At 38.0% G+C, this 18,793-nt stretch carries 19 protein-coding genes; 16 read left to right on the top strand and 3 right to left on the bottom strand.

The annotated features are described in order from the left end of the window. Positions 1-52 precede the first annotated feature (52 nt). From helD to O7776_RS20020, 4 genes are all read left to right on the top strand, one after another. Entirely contained in the window at positions 53-2,389 is a 2,337-nt protein-coding gene (gene helD / locus O7776_RS20035; protein ID WP_274308624.1) for an RNA polymerase recycling motor HelD, read from the top strand. A 3-nt stretch (positions 2,390-2,392) separates the two neighbouring features. Beyond that, positions 2,393-2,770: a nuclear transport factor 2 family protein gene (locus O7776_RS20030; RefSeq protein ID WP_274308623.1), complete on the top strand. Its 378-nt coding sequence runs from the start codon at positions 2,393-2,395 to the stop codon at positions 2,768-2,770. Between the two features lie 70 nt (positions 2,771-2,840). Beyond that, on the top strand, positions 2,841-3,722 hold the full coding sequence (locus tag O7776_RS20025; RefSeq protein ID WP_274308622.1) for a VOC family protein: 882 nt from the start codon (positions 2,841-2,843) through the stop codon (positions 3,720-3,722). A 66-nt stretch (positions 3,723-3,788) separates the two neighbouring features. After that, positions 3,789-4,436 (top strand): peptidylprolyl isomerase, encoded by a 648-nt coding sequence (locus O7776_RS20020; protein WP_274308621.1) that lies wholly within the window; start codon positions 3,789-3,791, stop codon positions 4,434-4,436. A 187-nt stretch (positions 4,437-4,623) separates the two neighbouring features. On the opposite strand, the gene O7776_RS20015 is transcribed toward O7776_RS20020, so the two are convergent. After that, positions 4,624-5,370 (bottom strand): DUF2268 domain-containing putative Zn-dependent protease, encoded by a 747-nt coding sequence (locus O7776_RS20015; RefSeq protein WP_274308620.1) that lies wholly within the window; start codon positions 5,368-5,370, stop codon positions 4,624-4,626. Positions 5,371-5,465: 95 nt separating this feature from the next. Between O7776_RS20015 and O7776_RS20010 the strand changes: the two genes are divergently transcribed. Continuing rightward, positions 5,466-5,711, top strand: a complete 246-nt coding sequence (locus O7776_RS20010; RefSeq protein ID WP_241370688.1) for a hypothetical protein — start codon at positions 5,466-5,468, stop codon at positions 5,709-5,711. A 41-nt stretch (positions 5,712-5,752) separates the two neighbouring features. Here the strand turns inward: O7776_RS20010 and O7776_RS20005 are convergent, their stop codons facing one another. Further along, a complete protein-coding gene (locus O7776_RS20005; protein ID WP_274308619.1) occupies positions 5,753-6,598 on the bottom strand; it encodes a DegV family protein in 846 nt (281 codons plus the stop codon). Between the two features lie 751 nt (positions 6,599-7,349). On the opposite strand from O7776_RS20005, the gene O7776_RS20000 reads away from it, so the two are divergent. The 9 genes from O7776_RS20000 to O7776_RS19960 all read left to right on the top strand — a co-directional run bounded on the left by O7776_RS20000 (position 7,350) and on the right by O7776_RS19960 (position 15,621). Continuing rightward, positions 7,350-8,831, top strand: a complete 1,482-nt coding sequence (locus O7776_RS20000; protein WP_274308618.1) for a malate:quinone oxidoreductase — start codon at positions 7,350-7,352, stop codon at positions 8,829-8,831. 154 nt (positions 8,832-8,985) lie between these two features. Then, the gene (locus O7776_RS19995; RefSeq protein ID WP_274308617.1) at positions 8,986-9,456 is read left to right on the top strand and encodes a methylated-DNA--[protein]-cysteine S-methyltransferase; all 471 of its coding nucleotides are present in this window, start codon (positions 8,986-8,988) and stop codon (positions 9,454-9,456) included. A gap of 145 nt (positions 9,457-9,601) precedes the next feature. Beyond that, positions 9,602-10,204: a class I SAM-dependent methyltransferase gene (locus tag O7776_RS19990; RefSeq protein ID WP_274308616.1), complete on the top strand. Its 603-nt coding sequence runs from the start codon at positions 9,602-9,604 to the stop codon at positions 10,202-10,204. 259 nt (positions 10,205-10,463) lie between these two features. After that, a complete protein-coding gene (locus O7776_RS19985) occupies positions 10,464-11,678 on the top strand; it encodes an ABC transporter substrate-binding protein (protein WP_274308615.1) in 1,215 nt (404 codons plus the stop codon). Positions 11,679-11,760: 82 nt separating this feature from the next. Continuing rightward, positions 11,761-12,636: a branched-chain amino acid ABC transporter permease gene (locus O7776_RS19980; protein ID WP_274308613.1), complete on the top strand. Its 876-nt coding sequence runs from the start codon at positions 11,761-11,763 to the stop codon at positions 12,634-12,636. Between the two features lie 9 nt (positions 12,637-12,645). Further along, the gene (locus O7776_RS19975) at positions 12,646-13,584 is read left to right on the top strand and encodes a branched-chain amino acid ABC transporter permease (RefSeq protein ID WP_274308612.1); all 939 of its coding nucleotides are present in this window, start codon (positions 12,646-12,648) and stop codon (positions 13,582-13,584) included. After that, complete coding sequence (locus O7776_RS19970; RefSeq protein ID WP_241370697.1) at positions 13,581-14,357, top strand: ABC transporter ATP-binding protein; 777 nt, start codon at positions 13,581-13,583, stop codon at positions 14,355-14,357. Before O7776_RS19975 ends, O7776_RS19970 begins: the two co-directional genes overlap by 4 nt. 1 nt (position 14,358) lies before the next feature. Then, complete coding sequence (locus tag O7776_RS19965) at positions 14,359-15,066, top strand: ABC transporter ATP-binding protein (protein WP_274308611.1); 708 nt, start codon at positions 14,359-14,361, stop codon at positions 15,064-15,066. Positions 15,067-15,129: 63 nt separating this feature from the next. Then, complete coding sequence (locus O7776_RS19960) at positions 15,130-15,621, top strand: cupin domain-containing protein (RefSeq protein ID WP_274308610.1); 492 nt, start codon at positions 15,130-15,132, stop codon at positions 15,619-15,621. Positions 15,622-15,797: 176 nt separating this feature from the next. Here the strand turns inward: O7776_RS19960 and rluF are convergent, their stop codons facing one another. Next, entirely contained in the window at positions 15,798-16,502 is a 705-nt protein-coding gene (rluF, locus tag O7776_RS19955; RefSeq protein WP_241370700.1) for a 23S rRNA pseudouridine(2604) synthase RluF, read from the bottom strand. Positions 16,503-16,820: 318 nt separating this feature from the next. On the opposite strand from rluF, the gene adh reads away from it, so the two are divergent. Both adh and O7776_RS19945 read left to right on the top strand, forming a co-directional pair. Continuing rightward, positions 16,821-18,347, top strand: a complete 1,527-nt coding sequence (adh, locus tag O7776_RS19950; RefSeq protein ID WP_274310554.1) for an aldehyde dehydrogenase — start codon at positions 16,821-16,823, stop codon at positions 18,345-18,347. A 20-nt stretch (positions 18,348-18,367) separates the two neighbouring features. Beyond that, complete coding sequence (locus O7776_RS19945) at positions 18,368-18,724, top strand: DUF779 domain-containing protein (RefSeq protein ID WP_241370701.1); 357 nt, start codon at positions 18,368-18,370, stop codon at positions 18,722-18,724. The last annotated feature ends 69 nt before the right edge of the window (positions 18,725-18,793 follow it).

Here is an 18,793-nt window from a genome sequence, read left to right as displayed (position 1 = left end):
AAAATTATGTGTGCGTCAATCATTTTGTATCTATTTTTAAGGAGTGAATGCGATGAGTACATTATTTCAGCAAGAGCAACAACATTTACAGGATGTTTTGGAGGTAGTGGATCAGCAAACGCAAAAGTTAAAAGCAGAAACATCGAAGCGTCAGCAAGAAGTTGTATCGATTCGACGTCATTTTTGGGATGAGGTAAAAATTAATACCGATACATTTGACGACTTTTTAGAAACCGTTATTAACTTACGCCAAGAAACGCAAGCTTTAGCAGTTGGCGAAACGACTTATGACCATGTAAAAAAACGTCTAAGTACGTTGCAAAAAATGCAAAACGCTCCTTATTTTGCACGAATTGATTTAAAGGAACAAGGTATGAATGATGCAGAGCCAATTTATATTGGAATTTCGTCACTAATGGATGAAACCGGTGAGGATTTTATTGTATATGATTGGCGTGCACCGATATTAAGTGTGTATTACGATGATGAACCAGGCCATGTAAGTTATAAAACACCGAGTGGAACAGTAGAAGGCGAACTTGAAAAGAAGTGGCAATATTTAATTCGTAACGGCAAGCTAATTTCAATGTTTGATACAAGCCTGACAATTGGAGATGAGTTATTACAAGAGGTGCTTGGGCAAGGTACAAATAAGCAAATGCAAAGCATCGTCTCGACGATTCAACGGGAGCAAAATAAACTCATTCGTCATGAACAGGGGAGAATATTAATCGTCCATGGTGCAGCTGGTAGTGGCAAAACTTCAGCAGCCTTGCAAAGAATAGCCTATTTATTATACAAGCATCGTGCCACTTTAAAGGCCGATCAAGTATTATTATTTTCTCCCAATGGGATGTTTAACAGCTATGTAGCAAATGTCTTACCAGAGCTGGGGGAAGAAAATATGCAACAGACGACATTTCAGGAATATTTGCAGCAGCGTATTGATGGTGATTTTACGCTAGAAACAGCGTATGAACAATTAGAAACACTGTTGACGAATTCTTTTACAGAAACGATGAATAGCCGACTTGCTGCCATTCACTATAAAGCGTCAACGGCATTTTTTGCTCAAATTGAACAGTACTTTATAGCTTTAACAGAAAAGGGCATGCAATTTAAACCGATTGTTTTCCGCGGTGAAGAAATTGTTTCTGCAAATGAAATTTCACAACAGTTTTATATGATCTATGGGCAATTACCATTTGCAGCCCGTTTAGAAAAGATTCAACACGGACTGATTAATACATTAAAAAAACGAGCGAAGTATGAACGGACAAAGAATTGGGTACAAGAAGAAATGGAGTTGTTGAGTGATGTTGCTTTTGAAGAAGCACGTCGCTATTTTGCGAGAAAGAAAGGATTTAAGCGTGAAGAAGTAGAGCAATTTGAAATGTCAGAACAACAGCTTACACAACTACTGGTAGCACGCCGTTTTAAGCCGCTACGTGAAGCAATTGAGGCGTTGGAATTTATCGATATACCGGCTATTTATGAAGGGCTGTTTGACGAGAATACTTCTATATCCCAAGTTGAACATTGGGCTGAAATTTGTCATATTACAAAGCAACAGCTAGCTTCTGGGATATTGTTGTACGAAGATGCAACGCCTTATGTTTTGTTGAAAGAATGGCTTGTAGGTATGCAAGTGAACCGTCAAATTAAATATATTTTTATTGATGAGGCGCAAGATTATGCACCATTTCAATTTGAGGTGTTGAAGCGTTTATTTCCTGCTGCGAAATTTACGATTTTAGGTGATTTTAATCAAGGGATTTTTTCACATGCGCATCATCTCAATAATTTCGAGCACTTAATCGAGCTGTTCGGAGAGCAAGAAACAACACTATTAGCGATGCATCGTAGCTATCGTTCTACAAAACCAATTATTGAATTTACGCGTCAGCTCATTCCAGAAGGACAAGCAATTATTCCATTTAATCGAGCGGGTGACATGCCAACGCTGACAATACTTCAAAGCAGACAGCAGCTACATGAAAAAATTCAGCATCGTGTTGTAGCCCTGCAGCAACAAGGGATGGCAACGATCGCAATTATTTGTCAGTCTGCGCAAGAGAGTAAAGACGCATATGAAGGATTAGCTAGTTCTATCGATCAATTAAAGCTTATGAAACCGGGTTCTGCCGAATACGAGCAAGGCGTGATTATCATTCCGGCGTACTTAGCAAAAGGGATTGAATTTGATGCTGTAGTGATTTATGATGCATCCAAATATCGTTATGGACAAGAGCGAGTGCGTCGTTTACTTTATACAGCTTGTACAAGAGCGATGCATCAGTTAACGCTTCTCAGTTTAGGGGAGCCAAGTGAATTTTTGCATGCTCCATGTGAACAAGATGTTATTCAAATTATAATTGAGGGGGAATAATGCATGCTAAACGAATCAAATAAAGAAATCGCTAAAAAATTTTTACAATTAGTAGCAGATGGGCAAGTGAAAAAGGCATATGAGCTTTATATAGGCGAAGATTTTGTACATCATAATGCGTATTTTGCAGCAGGGAGTGAGGCCTTAATGCGCGGAATGGAAGAAAGTGCAAAGATGACACCAAATAAGCAATTTACAGTAAAGCTTACATTAGAAGATGGCAATAAAGTAATGACGTACTCGCATTTAAAGCACAAGCCTGAAGATGTAGGGGTAGTAGTTGTGCATATTGTACGAATAGAAAATGGAAAAATCGTTGAGATGTGGGATGTTGGACAAGCAATCCCACAGGAAATTGTCAATACAGATGGGATTTTTTAAACACTAGTAAGGGTATGGATAGTTAATTAAGTGGGTTTTAATAGCATATTCAAGGAAAGGGAGTAGCGTAATGCCAAAAATCATTCCTCATTTATGGTTCGATAAAGAAGCAAAAGAGGCAGCAAACTTTTATGTAAGTTTATTTGATGATTCAAAAATTATGCATGAAACGGTCATTGAAAATACACCGTCTGGAGATGCCGAATATGTAACATTTCAACTGGCTAATCAAGAATTCCAAGCAATTAGTGCCGGGCCATATTTTCAATTGAACCCCTCCATTTCGTTTATGGTAGCTTGTTATTCAAAAGAAGAAGTGGACCGATTGTACGCAGGGTTAATACAAGGTGGTACAGAACTGATGCCGCTCGGGGAATATCCGTTTAGTGATTGGTATGTATGGGTGCAGGATCGCTACGGTCTGTCTTGGCAACTGATGTTGGTACCTGAAGAAAAAGTGCTTCAAAAAATTACGCCAAGCCTCTTATTTTCACATGAAGTTAATGGACAAGCAGAAGTTGCACTGCATTTTTACACAGGGTTATTCCCATTTGTAGAGTTGCAGGAAATAGCCTATTTTGCTGAGGGGGAAGTGCCAGCAAAGAAAGCTAGTGTAAGTTTTGCGCGCTTTCAACTAGAGGATACGCAATTTGTTGTAATGGATAATGGAATGGAAGCTGATTTTCATTTTAATGAAGCGGTGTCTTTTATTATTAACTGCAAGGATCAAGAGGAAATCGACTTTTACTGGGCACATTTATCGTATGTCGAGGAGGCGGAACAATGTGGTTGGGTAAAGGACCGTTTTGGCGTGTCGTGGCAGATTGTACCAGCCAATATAGGGGCTATTTTGAATAAGGGTTCGCGTGAGGAAAATCAACGTGTAACAGAGGCGATGCTAAAAATGAAAAAGCTCGATATTGCTGCGCTCGAACGTGCTCGAAATAATTGAATGTGAATACTTGATTAAACCTTCCTAAGTATGATTGAATTACGTAGGAAAAGGAGTGGAAATAATATGAAAAAATACATGCTTTTAATGTTAACTGCAATCGCTATGCTTATTATCGCTGCATGTGGTGACAACAATAAGACGGATAGTGGCGAGCAGACAACATCTAGCGATTACGCAAACGATGTAAAAGAAAATCCAATTGTAACGATTACAATGGAAAATGATAAGCAAATCGTGATCGAATTGGAGCCAAAAACAGCGCCAAATACAGTAGCAAACTTTATTTCATTAGTGGAAGACGGTTTTTATGACGGTTTAATTTTCCACCGTGTCATTCCAGGATTTATGGTCCAAGGTGGCGATCCAGATGGTACAGGTATGGGTGGTCCAGACTATTCAATTAAAGGCGAATTTTCATCAAATGGCTTTGAAAATATGCTAGCTCATGAGCGCGGTGTCTTGTCAATGGCCCGTACACAGGATCCAAATTCAGCCGGTTCACAGTTCTTTATTATGACAGAAGCAGCTACTCATCTAGATGGTGAATATGCTGCATTTGGAAAAGTGATCGAAGGGATGGAGGTTGTTGACGAAATCGTAGCAGCAGAGCGCGATGGTAACGACAAACCATTACAAGATCAAAAAATGAAGAAAGTCGAAGTCGATACAAAAGGCTTTGATTATCCAGCGCCAGTAACGCAAAAACAATAAAGAAAACCATTAAAATTCGTAGGGCAACAGACGAGTTTTAATGGTTTTTTCCGTTGTGGAAAAAGTACAAACTTTTTAGTCGGCCCTCTAAAGCTTGAGGTTCATACGATGTGAGTCATTGAGAGCATGCCACATGGACGTGGCATTTTGCCCACTCGGAGCTAGACGTGCGTTTTAACGCTTTTGTTCATTTGGTGAGTGGAAACCCAGCTCCTAAAGTGATTTGTTCAGAAGGAATTTGTAGTAATTGATGAGTAGTCAAAGGGCCGTTTTTTTCTAAAAAGGCTTCGACAATACGGTAACCGACACAATAACCGATATGTGCTGGGAGTTGCCCGGAAGCGTCACCAAATAAATAACTTTGATGATTATGTAAGCCGCGCAACGCTAAAGCATCTATAAAATGGGTGTGCCAATAATGTTTTACTTGCTCTAAGTTATAGCGCCTCGTCCAAGAGCTAAGGGCATGTTCTCCAAGTAGGCTTTCTACAGCGTGTTCGGCTAAGCCTTCCATCATCACGGAATCAAGTAATGTCGGCAATTCAGACTGATAATGTTGTCGGCAAATATGATGATATTCATGGGTAATGAGGGCGTGAAGCTCTTTTACAGAAACATGATTTGAAATGAATAAACAAATGCCGTGTTTATAGGCGACACCATTTTTCATAAAGCCATGTCGCATTGGCAAAATAGCTACCTGAGTGTTAGGGCCATCCCACATCTTCATCAAATCATAGAGCTGCCGTTTTACAATGTCCCATACATTGAGCTGTAAAGGAAGTGCCCCTGTTTCTAACAATCCTTGTTGGAGAAGCTCATATTGTACGGCTTTAGCTGGAGTGTTTGGGAAAATGGATTGAACAAGTGGATAGGTATGTTGGACGCGCTCTGTTAAATCTTGAAATAAACTTTGCGTATCGAGGACTATCAAAAAATCCCTCCTTCGTTCTACTATATGTTTTGGACGATAGGCTCGTGTGTGCGATTTGCTTATACATATAGTAGGAAAAGAAAGGAGGGGAAAAAATGAATTCAAAAGCAGCTTATGACATGTGCTGTAAATACCACGGCAAGCGTGTCAGAATTACGGATAATCGCGGAAATGTACATGTTGGGCGTATTACAAATGTAGATAATCGAAATGTTTGGCTGATGCCAGATCGTGCAGGTTACGGTATTGGCTTTTGGGGCTTTGGTGAACCTGGATTTGGCTACGGAATTGCATTAGGAGCGATTACAGGCATCGTACTTGCTTCAATTTTTTTCATTTAACGAAAAAAGCTAGCACACTCTGTATTTGTGCTAGCTTTTCATTATTTGTTTGTGAAGAAAATGGCGATTGTACCACGTCCGACATGGGCTCCAATCGCTGATCCAATTGTTGTCGTTTCAATGGATTTTGGATGAAGTGCTTCTTCGATTGCAACCTTTACTTCGTGCATTAATTCCTCATCATTACTATGAGATAGACCGACAGTTTTATTTGTGAAGTCGCCGCCGCGTTCCTTCATAAGGGCGATCATACGCTGTATTGCTTTTTTAAAGCCACGCGTTTTTTCGAGTGGGACAAGCCTTCCATCGTCAATATTTAAAATCGGTTTAATATTCAGTAGGCCACCCATAAAAGCGCTTGTCTTTGAAATACGGCCACCATTTGCTAAGTGATTTAAATCGCCAACTGTAAATAGGTGTTCCATTGAATCGGCCATATCTGTTAATTGTGCAACAGCGTCGTCAAAAGTTACGCCGAATTTATTTAAACGTACGGCCTCTTTAACAACTAAGCCCTGTCCATAAGAAGCGCATTTTGTATCGATAATTGCTAATTTTAAATCTGGGTAGGTTTCAAGTAATTGATTTTTTGCTAAAAAAGCACTTTGACAAGTACCTGATAAATTTGAAGAAAAGGCAATATAAATCCCTTCCTCGCCTGATTTTGCTAGTTGTTCAAATGCGTTTAAAAAGATTTCTAATGAAACTTGTGATGTTTTTAGAATTTCGCCTTCTGCAATTGCTGCGTATACTTGATCATTTGAGATGCCAATAACGTCATCATACTCGACACCTTTCATTAATACACGTAACGGGAAAAGATGCACATCTTCCTTATCAAAATATGATTTTGGTAAGTCTGAACCACTATCCGTAAAAATTTTCATAAAAATCCCCCTTATCTTACTTATTATTAATACTAGTATTAATGTTCATTTAAAACTATTTACATTTGTCACAATGATTGTTCTAATTCCCTTATTATATAAAATAACTTCTATTATATATATCAAGAATACCTCAATAATATGTTACGATTGGCAAAAAGTAATATACGAGGGCAAACTAAATATATTAATCGTACCGTAAAACACCAAATTACAGGAGAACAAATTACATTTTTAGAAATAGCCGAAGGATCAAAAGGCAATCCTAAAAATATGCGCATACGGCTCTCATCTTATCAATGCAAAATACATTAGTTGTCGGTATACCATTTTGATTACAGCGCAAACTATTTGCATGGCTTGTAAAGCGTTGACATAAAAACAATGCATATAAAGGCTTTGAAAAATATACAGGTAAGCCAGTTCAATAACAAGGTTACGTTCCTATTATAGATGGTACAAAAAATGACAATACCCAGCGAGAAAATACAGAAAATAAAAACAATTGAACTCTTACAAGACAAAAAATGCTCACAATTGTTGGTAGATTTCTCGTAAATGATGTGCTTTTCAATACCTTACAGCTAAGCATTCTGTATATATTTTAATCTTTTAGCAATTGTGTTACACTACAATAAGGTAATAATTGATATAGAATAAGTAGGTCTCTGCCAATATTATGTTGTCGATAATTTACGGTAGCGCTTTCAAAATTCTAAAAATCTTAATATATATATAAGGGAAGGTAAAAATGAGTAACAAGCATATCAAATCAGACGTTATCTTAATTGGTGCCGGAATTATGAGTGCTACTTTAGGTACAATGCTTAAAGAGTTAGCACCAGAGTGGAAAATTACAGTGTTCGAACAGTTAGCAAAAGCAGGTGAGGAAAGTTCTCACGAATTAAACAATGCTGGAACAGGGCATGCTGCTTTATGTGAATTAAACTATACAAGTGAGAAAAAAGATGGAACAATCGATATTACTAAAGCAATCAATGTAAATACGCAATTCCAAGATTCTTTACAGTTCTGGTCTCACCTTGTAAAAACAGGTCAAATCGAAAAGCCTGAAGATTTCATTATGCCTCTACCACATATGAGTATGGTACAAGGTGCAAACAATGTAGAGTATCTTAAGAAGCGACATGCAGCAATGACTGCTAACCCATTGTTCGAAGGTATGGAATACTCTGACGATCCAGAAACACTAAAACAATGGATTCCGTTAATTATGAATGACCGTAAATCAAACGAGCCAATCGCAGCTACAAAAATTGATTCTGGTACAGACGTAAACTTCGGTTCGTTAACTCGTACATTAATTGCCAACTTACAAAAACAAGACGTAGGTGTTAACTACAACCACAGCGTTCTTGATGTTAAGCGTACAAAAGACGGCTTATGGGAAGTTAAAGTTCATGATAAAAACAGCGGTAAAGTTGAATACCACACTGCAAAGTTTGTATTCTTAGGTGCTGGTGGTGGTAGCCTTGAGTTACTACAAAAATCAGGTATCCCTGAGTCGAAACACATCGGTGGTTTCCCAATTTCAGGTGTATTCTTAGTTTGTAACAATGAAGAAGTAATTAACCAACACCATGCAAAAGTATATGGTAAAGCGGCAGTTGGTGCTCCACCAATGTCAGTACCTCACCTAGATACACGTTACATTGATGGCAAAAAATCATTATTATTCGGACCATTCGCAGGCTTCTCTCCGAAGTTCTTAAAAACAGGTTCATACATGGATTTATTCGCATCTATCAAACCACACAACTTAGTAACATTACTTGCTTGTGGTGCGAAAAACATGGACTTAACAACTTATTTAGTAAAAGAAGTTGTAGCATCTAAAGAAAAACGTATTGAAGAATTGCGCCAATTCGTACCAGCAGCGAAGAGCGAAGATTGGGAGATTATTGTAGCAGGTCAACGTGTACAAGTAATAAAAGACACAGACGCTGGTAAAGGTACATTACAATTCGGTACAGAAGTAATTAACTCTCAAGACGGGTCAATCGCAGCATTACTTGGTGCATCTCCAGGTGCTTCTACAGCTGTATCGGTTATGTTAAAAGTAATTAAACAATGTTTCCCACAAGAAATGAAAACTTGGGAAGCAAAAATTAAAGAAATGATTCCAGCTTACGGTCAAAACTTAGTTGAAAATACAGCACTTCTACAAGAAGTAAAAGAAACAACTTCTGAAGCGTTAGGCTTAAATAAATAATGATTAAAGAACCTTTAATTTATTCAGAGATTAAAGGTTCTTTTTTAACCTTTTTTCAGCGGGTGTCAAAGCACAAATTATGCCTCAGCGTAATTGATTGGAATAAATGAATCTATAGTAGAAGGAAATATAATTCATAGCAGGAGGATATTTTATGCTATATAAAGTAGATTATGATTCACCAATTGGAATTATTGAGATAACAAGTACAGAAAAACATATAACTTCGATTTTATTTCCAGAACGAGAGCATGTAGAACATAAACAAGTGGAACAAATGCCTGAAATTATAAATACTTGTTATCGGGAGCTAGATGAATATTTCAATGGCAAACGAAAGGATTTCACGGTCGCATACCATTTTGACGGAACAGAATTCCAAACAAGTGTTTGGCAGGCTTTGACGACCGTACCCTTTGGAAAAACGGCTTCTTATAAAGAAATTGCCCAACAAATTGGTAATGAAAAAGCAGTGCGAGCAGTAGGGATGACCAATAGTAAAAATTTAATTAGTATTATCGTACCGTGCCATCGTGTTATAGGGGCAAGTGGTAAACTGACAGGCTATGCAGGTGGTATTTGGCGAAAAGAGTGGTTACTTGAGCATGAGAAAAAGGATTTTTAAACCATAAAAACTTCACAAGAAGGAAAATCGATTATTTTCAAAATAATGATGTATGAGCCAACTTTTCACCAGAAATAATATAGTAAATTGAAAACTGTTCTGTAAACCCTTGTTTACAGGACTGTTTTTTTGAGGAGTTTTTTTAATGAATGAACAACAATTTGATAAATTTTTAAATATCGAAACAACAGGATTCCAATATGGATTTCCGAAATTAGCAAAATATCATCGCTATGAACCGACACCGTATAGTGGGTTAGAGCAATTGTTTGAAGTATATGCGTTACCTCCGGGAGCCAATTTTTTAGATATTGGCTGTGGCAAAGGACGTGTCCCTATTTATGTACATCACCGTTTTGATATTCCAGCCATCGGTATTGAAATGGATCCAAAATTTTTTATAGAAGCTGAACATAATGCAGCTCAATATTTGAAAAAGGCAGGGAAAAAGCGTTCATCGTTGCAGTTTTATAACATGGTAGCAGAAACTTATCAAATTCAGGGGAAAGATCAAGTCTTTTTCTTCTTCAACCCCTTTTCAATTCACGTATTTCGTGAGTTCATGAGCAAAATTTTAAAATCCTATGAGCAATACACCCGTACAATCGACATTGTTTTGTATTATCCATCTCCCGATTACTTGCACTATTTGCACCAAGATTTAGGGCTAGATTATTACTTGAATATAAAATTACGCAATGAAAAAAATGAAAATGAACGCATTATAATTTTTCGTCTGCAACCATAAATATTGGGTTAAATTTCTACATAATATTAATAAGTATTTGATTTTAAGTTCAGTAAAATCTAAATTTACATAATTAACTGAAAAATCACACTAGACTAAATATTATGTTTCTATTACAATACAGAAGTTGGATTGCTACAATTTATTTCAATGAAACTTTTTATTCAGAAAATTATAAAAATAGATTGTGATAATGAGTTAAATTGATTATAATTATCAGAAATATCAAACAATTAAGCGTTAGTAGGGGGATGCAATGATGACAAAGCACAACAAAATGAAAAAATATGGTTCTTTATTTATTGCAACAGCAATGTTAACTGGGGCTTTAGCGGGATGCGGTACAGACGACTCTAGTTCAACTTCATCGGGTGGTAGTGGTAATTCAGCATCAGGTGATGTAATTAAAATCGGTGCGAACTTAGAATTATCAGGCGCTGTAGCATCTTATGGTTCATCTATTAACGATGGTGCTAAATTAGCAATTGAAGAGATTAATGCTGCTGGCGGCATTGATGGTAAGAAAATTGAATATATCCCAGTTGACAATAAATCAGAAACAGCGGAAGCAACTTCTGCAGCAATTCGTTTAGCAGAGCAAGAAAAAGTAGTTGCAATGTTAGCACCAGCAACTTCTGGTAACTCAGTGGCGACTGTACAAATTGCAAATCAACATAAGGTGCCAATCGTGACAGCTTCTGGTACAGCACCAAATGTAACAGTAAATGAAGACGGTTCTGTAAATGAGTATGCATTCCGTACTTGCTTCATCGACCCATTCCAGGGGACAGTAGCGGCAAACTTCGCATCAAATGAGCTACAAGCGAAAAATGTAGCTATCTTCGCGGATAATGCATCTGACTATGCAAAAGGGTTGGCAGCTTCGTTCAAAGAAACAATCGAAGCGAACGGCGGTACAGTTGTTGCTGAAGAAGCATACGTTGCAAAAGATGTAGACTTCAAATCAACATTAACAAACATTAAAGGTAAAAACCCAGACTTCATCTTCATCCCTGGTTATTATGAGGAGGTTGGCCTGATCGTTAAGCAAGCTCGTGAATTAGGTATTACAGTGCCATTAATGGGTGCTGACGGTTGGGATTCACCAACATTAGTGGATTTAGCAGGTGGCGATGCGTTAAACAACACATTCATCACAAACCACTATTCATCTGAAGATCCAGATACAAAAATTCAAGATTTCGTTGCAGCGTTTAAAGATAAATACAATCAAGCGCCAAATGCCTTCCACGCTTTAGGTTATGATTCAGTTTACTTTATCGTAGATGCAATCAAACGTGTTGATGGTGATATTACAGGTGAAGCAATTCAAAAACAATTAGCTGCAACAAAAGATTTAAGTCTAATTACAGGTACATTCACAGTTGACGAAAACCACAACCCAGTAAAATCAGCAACAGTTCTAGAATTCGTAGACGGTAAGCAACAGTTCAACTCTAAAGTAAATCCTTAATTTTTTACAAGTAAGGGGGGCGGAACTAGCCTCCCTTTTTTATGTGGACATACTTCAATAACTAAAAAAAGGAGTGAAGTGTATGGAATGGATCCAACAGCTAGTAAATGGAATTTCGATAGGTAGTATCTACGCGCTAATTGCATTAGGGTACACGATGGTATACGGAATTATAAAATTAATTAACTTTGCCCATGGTGACGTATTCATGCTTGGTGCATTCATTGGCTTTTATGCCATTGCACGTTGGGAAATGAATGTCTTCTTAGCGCTTGTTTTAGCGATGATTCTTTGTGCAGTAATTGGGGTTATTATTGAGCGTATTGCCTATAAGCGACTGCGTAATGCTACACGTATCGCAGCACTTATTACAGCAATCGGTGTGTCATTATTAATTGAGTATACGGTGATTTTCTTCCGTGGTGCCTCACCAGAAGCTTATCCAAATGTATTTTCAAAAACGAATTTTGAAATTTTCGGCGTACAAATTAGTACACTTTCGATTTTTATTTTATCAATATCAATCTTTTTAATGATTTTATTACAATTCATTGTGCACAAAACAAAAATCGGGAAAGCGATGCGTGCAGTATCTCATGATGCGGATGCAGCAAAATTAATGGGGATTAATGTAGACAACACAATTTCTGCAACATTTGCGATCGGTTCTGCTTTAGCTGGTGCAGCAGGGGTTATCTTTGGTATTTACTACACACGTATCGATCCATTAATGGGGATGCTTCCTGGGATTAAAGCGTTCATCGCAGCCGTATTAGGTGGTATTGGAATTATTCCAGGTGCGATGGTTGGTGGTTTATTATTAGGTGTCGTAGAAACAATCGTTTCGGCGCTTGGTTATTCGTTATGGCGCGACGCAGCAGCATTTGTCATTTTAATTTTAATATTAATTATTCGTCCAGCGGGTATTTTCGGAAAAAATACGCGCGAGAAAGTGTAGGTGAGCAGCATGAAAAAATCAAAAATCTTTTGGGGTTATGCCGTTCTAGCACTTGTCATTTATGTTGTTGTTCAATTATTAATCAACAACGGGTTCGTTGCGTTCTACTATCAAAACATGTTAATCGCGATGTGTATTAACATTATGCTTGCGGTAAGTTTACACGTTATTATCGGAATTACTGGGCAGTTTTCGATTGGTCATGCTGGTTTCTTAGCGGTAGGTGCATACATTTCCGCCATTTGTACAATGAAGCTAGGGTTACCATTTGTTACAGCTATTTTAATTGGTGCAGTTGTTGCGGCACTCGCGGGGCTTTTAGTTGGGATTCCGACACTGCGTTTAAAGGGGGACTATTTAGCAATTGCGACATTAGGATTTGCAGAAATTATTCGTATTGTGTTTTTAAACGTGGATTATGTTGGAGGTGCGGCTGGTATATCGGTAACACATCAATCGACATGGACATATGCATTTTTTGGGACATTTATTACAATTTTAGTTATTGCGAACTTTACGAATTCACGCCATGGCCGCGCATGTATATCGATTCGTGAAGACGAAATTGCAGCCGATGCAATGGGTATTAACACAACATATTACAAAGTAGTCGCATTTGCGATCGGTTCGTTCTTTGCAGGGGTTGCTGGTGCCATTTATGCGCATAACTATTATTTAATTCAGCCAACTGCATTTGGTTTCTTAAAGTCATTTGATATTTTGATTTTCGTAGTATTAGGTGGTTTAGGAAGTCTTTCGGGTTCTGTCATTGCCGCAATTTTATTAACAATTGTTTCAACATACTTACAAGGTTTCCCAGAAACGCGTATGATTATTTATTCTTTAGTGTTAATTTTAGTGATGTTGTATCGTCCAACGGGATTACTTGGCACGAAAGAGATTACAGAATTTTTCAAGTTCGGTAAAAAAGGAGGTACTCGTGTATGAGTAGTACACTTCTTAAAGTAGATAAATTAGGCATTCAATTTGGCGGATTAAAGGCTGTGCAAAATGTAGATCTCCACATGAACAGCGGCGAGTTAATCGGACTAATAGGGCCAAATGGTGCTGGTAAAACAACAACATTCAATATGTTAACGGGTGTTTATGCTCCAACGGAAGGAACAATTACATTTGACGGTAAATCAATTGGCGGACTAGATCCTTATAAAGTAACGCGCCAAGGGATTAGCCGTACATTCCAAAATATCCGTCTATTTAAAGAACTATCTGTGTTAGACAACGTAAAGGTAGCGAATCATGGCTTAGCAAAGCACAATTTAATTTCGAGCATTTTCCGTTTGCCGAGTCACTTTAAAGGTGAGGTGAAAATGGAAGAGGAGTCGCTAGCATTTTTAAAAATTTTTGGTTTAGATGTCTACCGTGATGAGTTAGCGAAAAACTTACCATACGGAATGCAACGTCGTTTAGAAATTGCTCGTGCACTTGCTGCAAAGCCAAAGTTGCTATTACTAGATGAGCCAGCTGCTGGTATGAATCCGCAGGAAACACATGAGCTTATGGAGTTAATTGCATTTATTCGTAAGGAATTTGATTTAACGATTCTTTTAATTGAGCATGATATGCACTTAGTCATGGGAATTTGTGAGCGGATTTACGTATTAGACCATGGGCAACTAATTGCGGAAGGAACACCTGGGGAAATTCGTTCAAACCCAAAAGTTATTGAAGCATACTTAGGTGAGGAGGTTACAGAATAATATGCTAAAAATTAATGACATCGATGTATACTATGGCAATATTCAAGCCTTAAAAGGGCTCTCCCTCGAAGTAAATGAAGGTGAAATTGTTACACTAATCGGAGCGAACGGTGCTGGAAAAAGTACGCTTCTTAAGACGATTTCAGGATTACTCAAGCCAAAGCGTGGTTCGATTGAATATTTAGGCACCGCGATTGACGGTAAGGCTGCACAATCGATTGTAAAAGCAGGGATTTCGCATGTTCCAGAAGGGCGTCGCGTATTTTCAAATATGAGCGTAGAAGAAAATCTAGAGCTTGGTGCGTACTTACGTAAAGATAAGGACGGTATCAAAAAGGATTTAGAGCATGTTTATGAACTGTTTCCACGATTGCTAGAGCGTCGCAAGCAGCTTTCGGGTACATTATCTGGCGGTGAGCAGCAAATGCTAGCAATGGGCCGCGCATTAATGGCAAAACCAAAACTAATTATTCTGGATGAGCCATCAATGGGTCTTGCTCCACTAATGGTAAAAAATATTTTTAACATCATTGAAATGGTTAATAAAGAAGGCGTAACCGTTTTACTAGTAGAGCAAAATGCCAATATGGCGCTTTCAGTAGCACACCGCGCGTACGTTTTAGAAACGGGTAAAATCGTACTTTCCGGTACCGCAAAAGAGCTACAAGAAAGTGAAGAAGTAAAAGCAGCATATCTGGGTGGACTGTAACTTTGACGAAGTTTCCTGTAAGCTATAAGCTTATAGGGAACTTTTTTGAATGGAGCGATTTTTATGCAAACGATTGAACAATTGATTGAGGCACTACAGCTAGAACCACATCCAGAAGGTGGCTTTTACCGTTCAACGATGCGTGATAATGAAAAGCTAATCTTAGCGCATGGAGAGCGTCCACTTTATTCGAGCATTTACTTTTTACTACGCTCGCAGGACATTTCACATTTGCACCGTCTTCAATCGGATGAAGTATGGTATTACCACGGTGGTAGTGCTTTAACTATCCATATGATTTATGAGGACGGTACGTATGAGGCAAAGAAATTAGGATTAAATATTGAGAACGGTGAGCAACCACAAATTTTAGTCGAGAAGGGGACAATCTTTGGTTCTTCGGTTGAGGAGGAAAATACATTTGGCTTAGTAGGCTGTATGGTGGCACCAGGCTTTGATTTTGAAGATTTTGAGCTGTTTACACAGCAGCAGTTACTGGAAATCTATCCGCAGCATGAAGTGATAATTAAAAAAATGGCATTTGAACAACTTTAAAAAAGCGGGCCAAACTTAAAAGTTTGGCTCGCTTTTATCAATATAATCACCAAATGATAGCATCATCATTCGGATATTTTAATGCTAGCTCTATTTCATAATGGAAATATTGCTTTTCTTTGCCTACAATTTATGAATGGCTGTAATAATATCATCTAAATCCCAATAGGCATCACTTATTGCTTTGGTGTGTAGTTGAGTAGTGTAAAAAGTTCGTTTCGTTCTTTGTCTGTTAAATCACGCCATTGACCCACCTTTAAGTTGCCGATATGGATATTCATAATGCGAATACGCTGTAGACGTTTTACGGAATAGCCAAGTGCCGAACACATACGACGAATTTGACGGTTCAGACCTTGTTCTAAAATGATTTTAAATACTTGTGAGGATATTTTTTCAACACGGCAAGGCAATGTTTTTGTATCTAAAATTTCTACCCCCGCACGCATCTCCTGTAAAAACTTGTCGGTAATCGGCTTGTCAACTTGTACGACATATTCTTTTTCATGATGGTTTTCTGCACGTAAAATTTCGTTTACGATGTCACCATCATTTGTTAATAACAATAACCCTTCTGAATCTTTGTCCAAACGCCCAATATGGAAAATACGTAGCGGATGATTGACAAAATCTACGACATTTCCTTCGATATGTTTTTCGGTTGTACTTGTAATGCCAACTGGTTTGTTGAGCACGATGTATACTAGTTGATCTTCACGTTGTACTGGTTTACCATCTACGCAAACATGATCACCAGTTTCTACTTGGCTACCATTTGTTGCAAGTTCACCGTTAATCGTTACTCGACCTTCTTCTACCCATTTATCTGCACCACGACGAGAGATGATGCCTGTTTCTGCTAAAAATTTATTGATACGCATAATTTTTTCACCTACTAATAGAATATCTTCAGTATACAATAATTCACTTCGGAGGTTAATTGTTATGAGCTATATCCATTATGTTTTGGTGTAATTGTGTCTAGATTTCTTTAAGAGTGCTTGTAAACAATTTTAAAATTCTGTAAATTGTAGTTTAATATTTGAAATTTAATTACTTTTCTGACAATATAAGAATAGAAGATACCTATTTTATTACAGATCATTTTCGGCATGAATGTAAGCGTAAACAAAATTTAATAGGTATGATCACCATTATTTAAGAAAAGGGGAGAATTTTCAATGGCAGAGGTTAATGTAATGACAGGAGTTTATGCAAATCCAAATACGGATGGTGCACTTGTACATTTTAAGGAACGCTATGACAATTTTATTGGTGGCGAATGGATTGCACCGGCAAATGGTGAATACTTTGACAACGTTACACCAGTAACAGGTAAAGTATTTACACAAATTGCCCGTTCTACAGAAGCAGATATTGAATTAGCTTTAGATGCGGCTCATGCGGCTAAAGATGCTTGGGGCACAACGTCGGTCACAGAGCGAAGTAATATTTTGTTAAAAATTGCAGATCGCATCGAACAGAACTTAGAAATGTTAGCTGTTGCAGAAACTTGGGACAATGGTAAAGCTGTGCGTGAAACATTAAATGCCGATCTGCCACTTGCGATTGATCACTTCCGTTATTTTGCTGGTGCATTAAGAGCACAAGAAGGTTCTCTTAGCCAAGTAGATGAAAATACAGTTGCTTATCATTTCCATGAACCAATTGGAGTAATAGGGCAAATTATTCCTTGGAATTTCCCATTGCTAATGGCGGTATGGAAACTAGCACCTGCACTTGCTGCTGGAAACTGTGTTGTTCTTAAACCGGCTGAGCAAACACCAGCATCAATTTTAGTACTAGCTGAGTTAATTGGAGATTTATTACCTCCTGGAGTATTAAATATTGTAAATGGTTTTGGCTTAGAAGCAGGAAAGCCGTTAGCATCGAGCCCACGTATCGGTAAAATTGCCTTTACTGGTGAAACGACAACAGGTCGCTTAATTATGCAATACGCATCACAAAATTTAATTCCTGTAACATTAGAGCTTGGTGGGAAATCACCTAATATATTCTTTGAAGATATAATGGATGCAGATGATGCATTTTTAGATAAGGCAGTAGAAGGCTTTGTATTATTTGCCCTTAATCAGGGGGAAGTATGTACATGTCCATCTCGAGCGCTTATTCAAGAATCAATTTATGATAAATTTATGGAACGAGTATTAAAGCGTGTAGAAGCGATTCAAGTAGGAAACCCACTTGATCCAAATACAATGATGGGTGCACAAGCTTCGTCTGAGCAAATGGAAAAAATCCAATCTTATTTACAAATTGGGAAAGAAGAAGGCGCAGAATGCTTAAGTGGTGGTGAGAAAAATGATCTTGGCGGCGAGTTCGCAGAAGGTTATTACATTAAGCCAACAGTATTCAAAGGACATAACAAAATGCGTATTTTCCAAGAAGAAATTTTTGGTCCAGTAGTAGCTGTTACAACATTTAAAACAAAAGAAGAAGCGCTTGAAATTGCGAACGATACATTATACGGCTTAGGCGCTGGTGTTTGGACGCGCGATATGAATACAGCGTATCGCTTCGGACGTGGTATTGAAGCGGGTCGTGTTTGGACAAACTGCTACCATGCCTACCCAGCACACGCAGCGTTTGGTGGCTACAAAATGTCTGGTGTTGGACGTGAGAATCATAAGATGATGCTTAGTCATTACCAACAAACGAAAAACTTATTAGTAAGCTATGATGAAAACCGCTTAGGCTTCTTCTAAGAAAGAGGAGGTGCGGAAATTTGGTTGAACGTGTTATCGCAACCGAAGAAGCATTGCAGCTAATCGACAAGTTAAAAGTTCGTCATGGTCCCATTATGTTTCATCAATCAGGTGGCTGTTGTGATGGATCGTCACCGATGTGTTATCCTGATGGGGATTTAATTGTTGGAAAACAAGATATTTTGTTAGGCCATCTTGGTGGAAGCCCATTTTATATGCACAAAAATCAATATGATTATTGGAAACATACACAAATTATTATTGATGTTGTGGATGGAAGAGGCGGGATGTTTTCACTTGAAGGTGTGGAAGGGAAGCGTTTTTTATCTAGATCTCGGGCATTTTCTAAAGAAGAGCTAGAGCAACTTTCATCGTAAATTACGAAAAGGCTATGCGATTTTGCATAGTCTTTTTTCATGATAAAAAATTAGGCGTATAATGAATCG

Origin of the sequence: Solibacillus daqui (genome assembly GCF_028747805.1) — a bacterium.
GTDB classification, from domain to species: Bacteria; Bacillota; Bacilli; order Bacillales_A; family Planococcaceae; genus Solibacillus; species Solibacillus daqui.
Note: the sequence above shows the minus strand (reverse complement) of the source record. Positions and strands in the feature narration are given on the sequence as shown.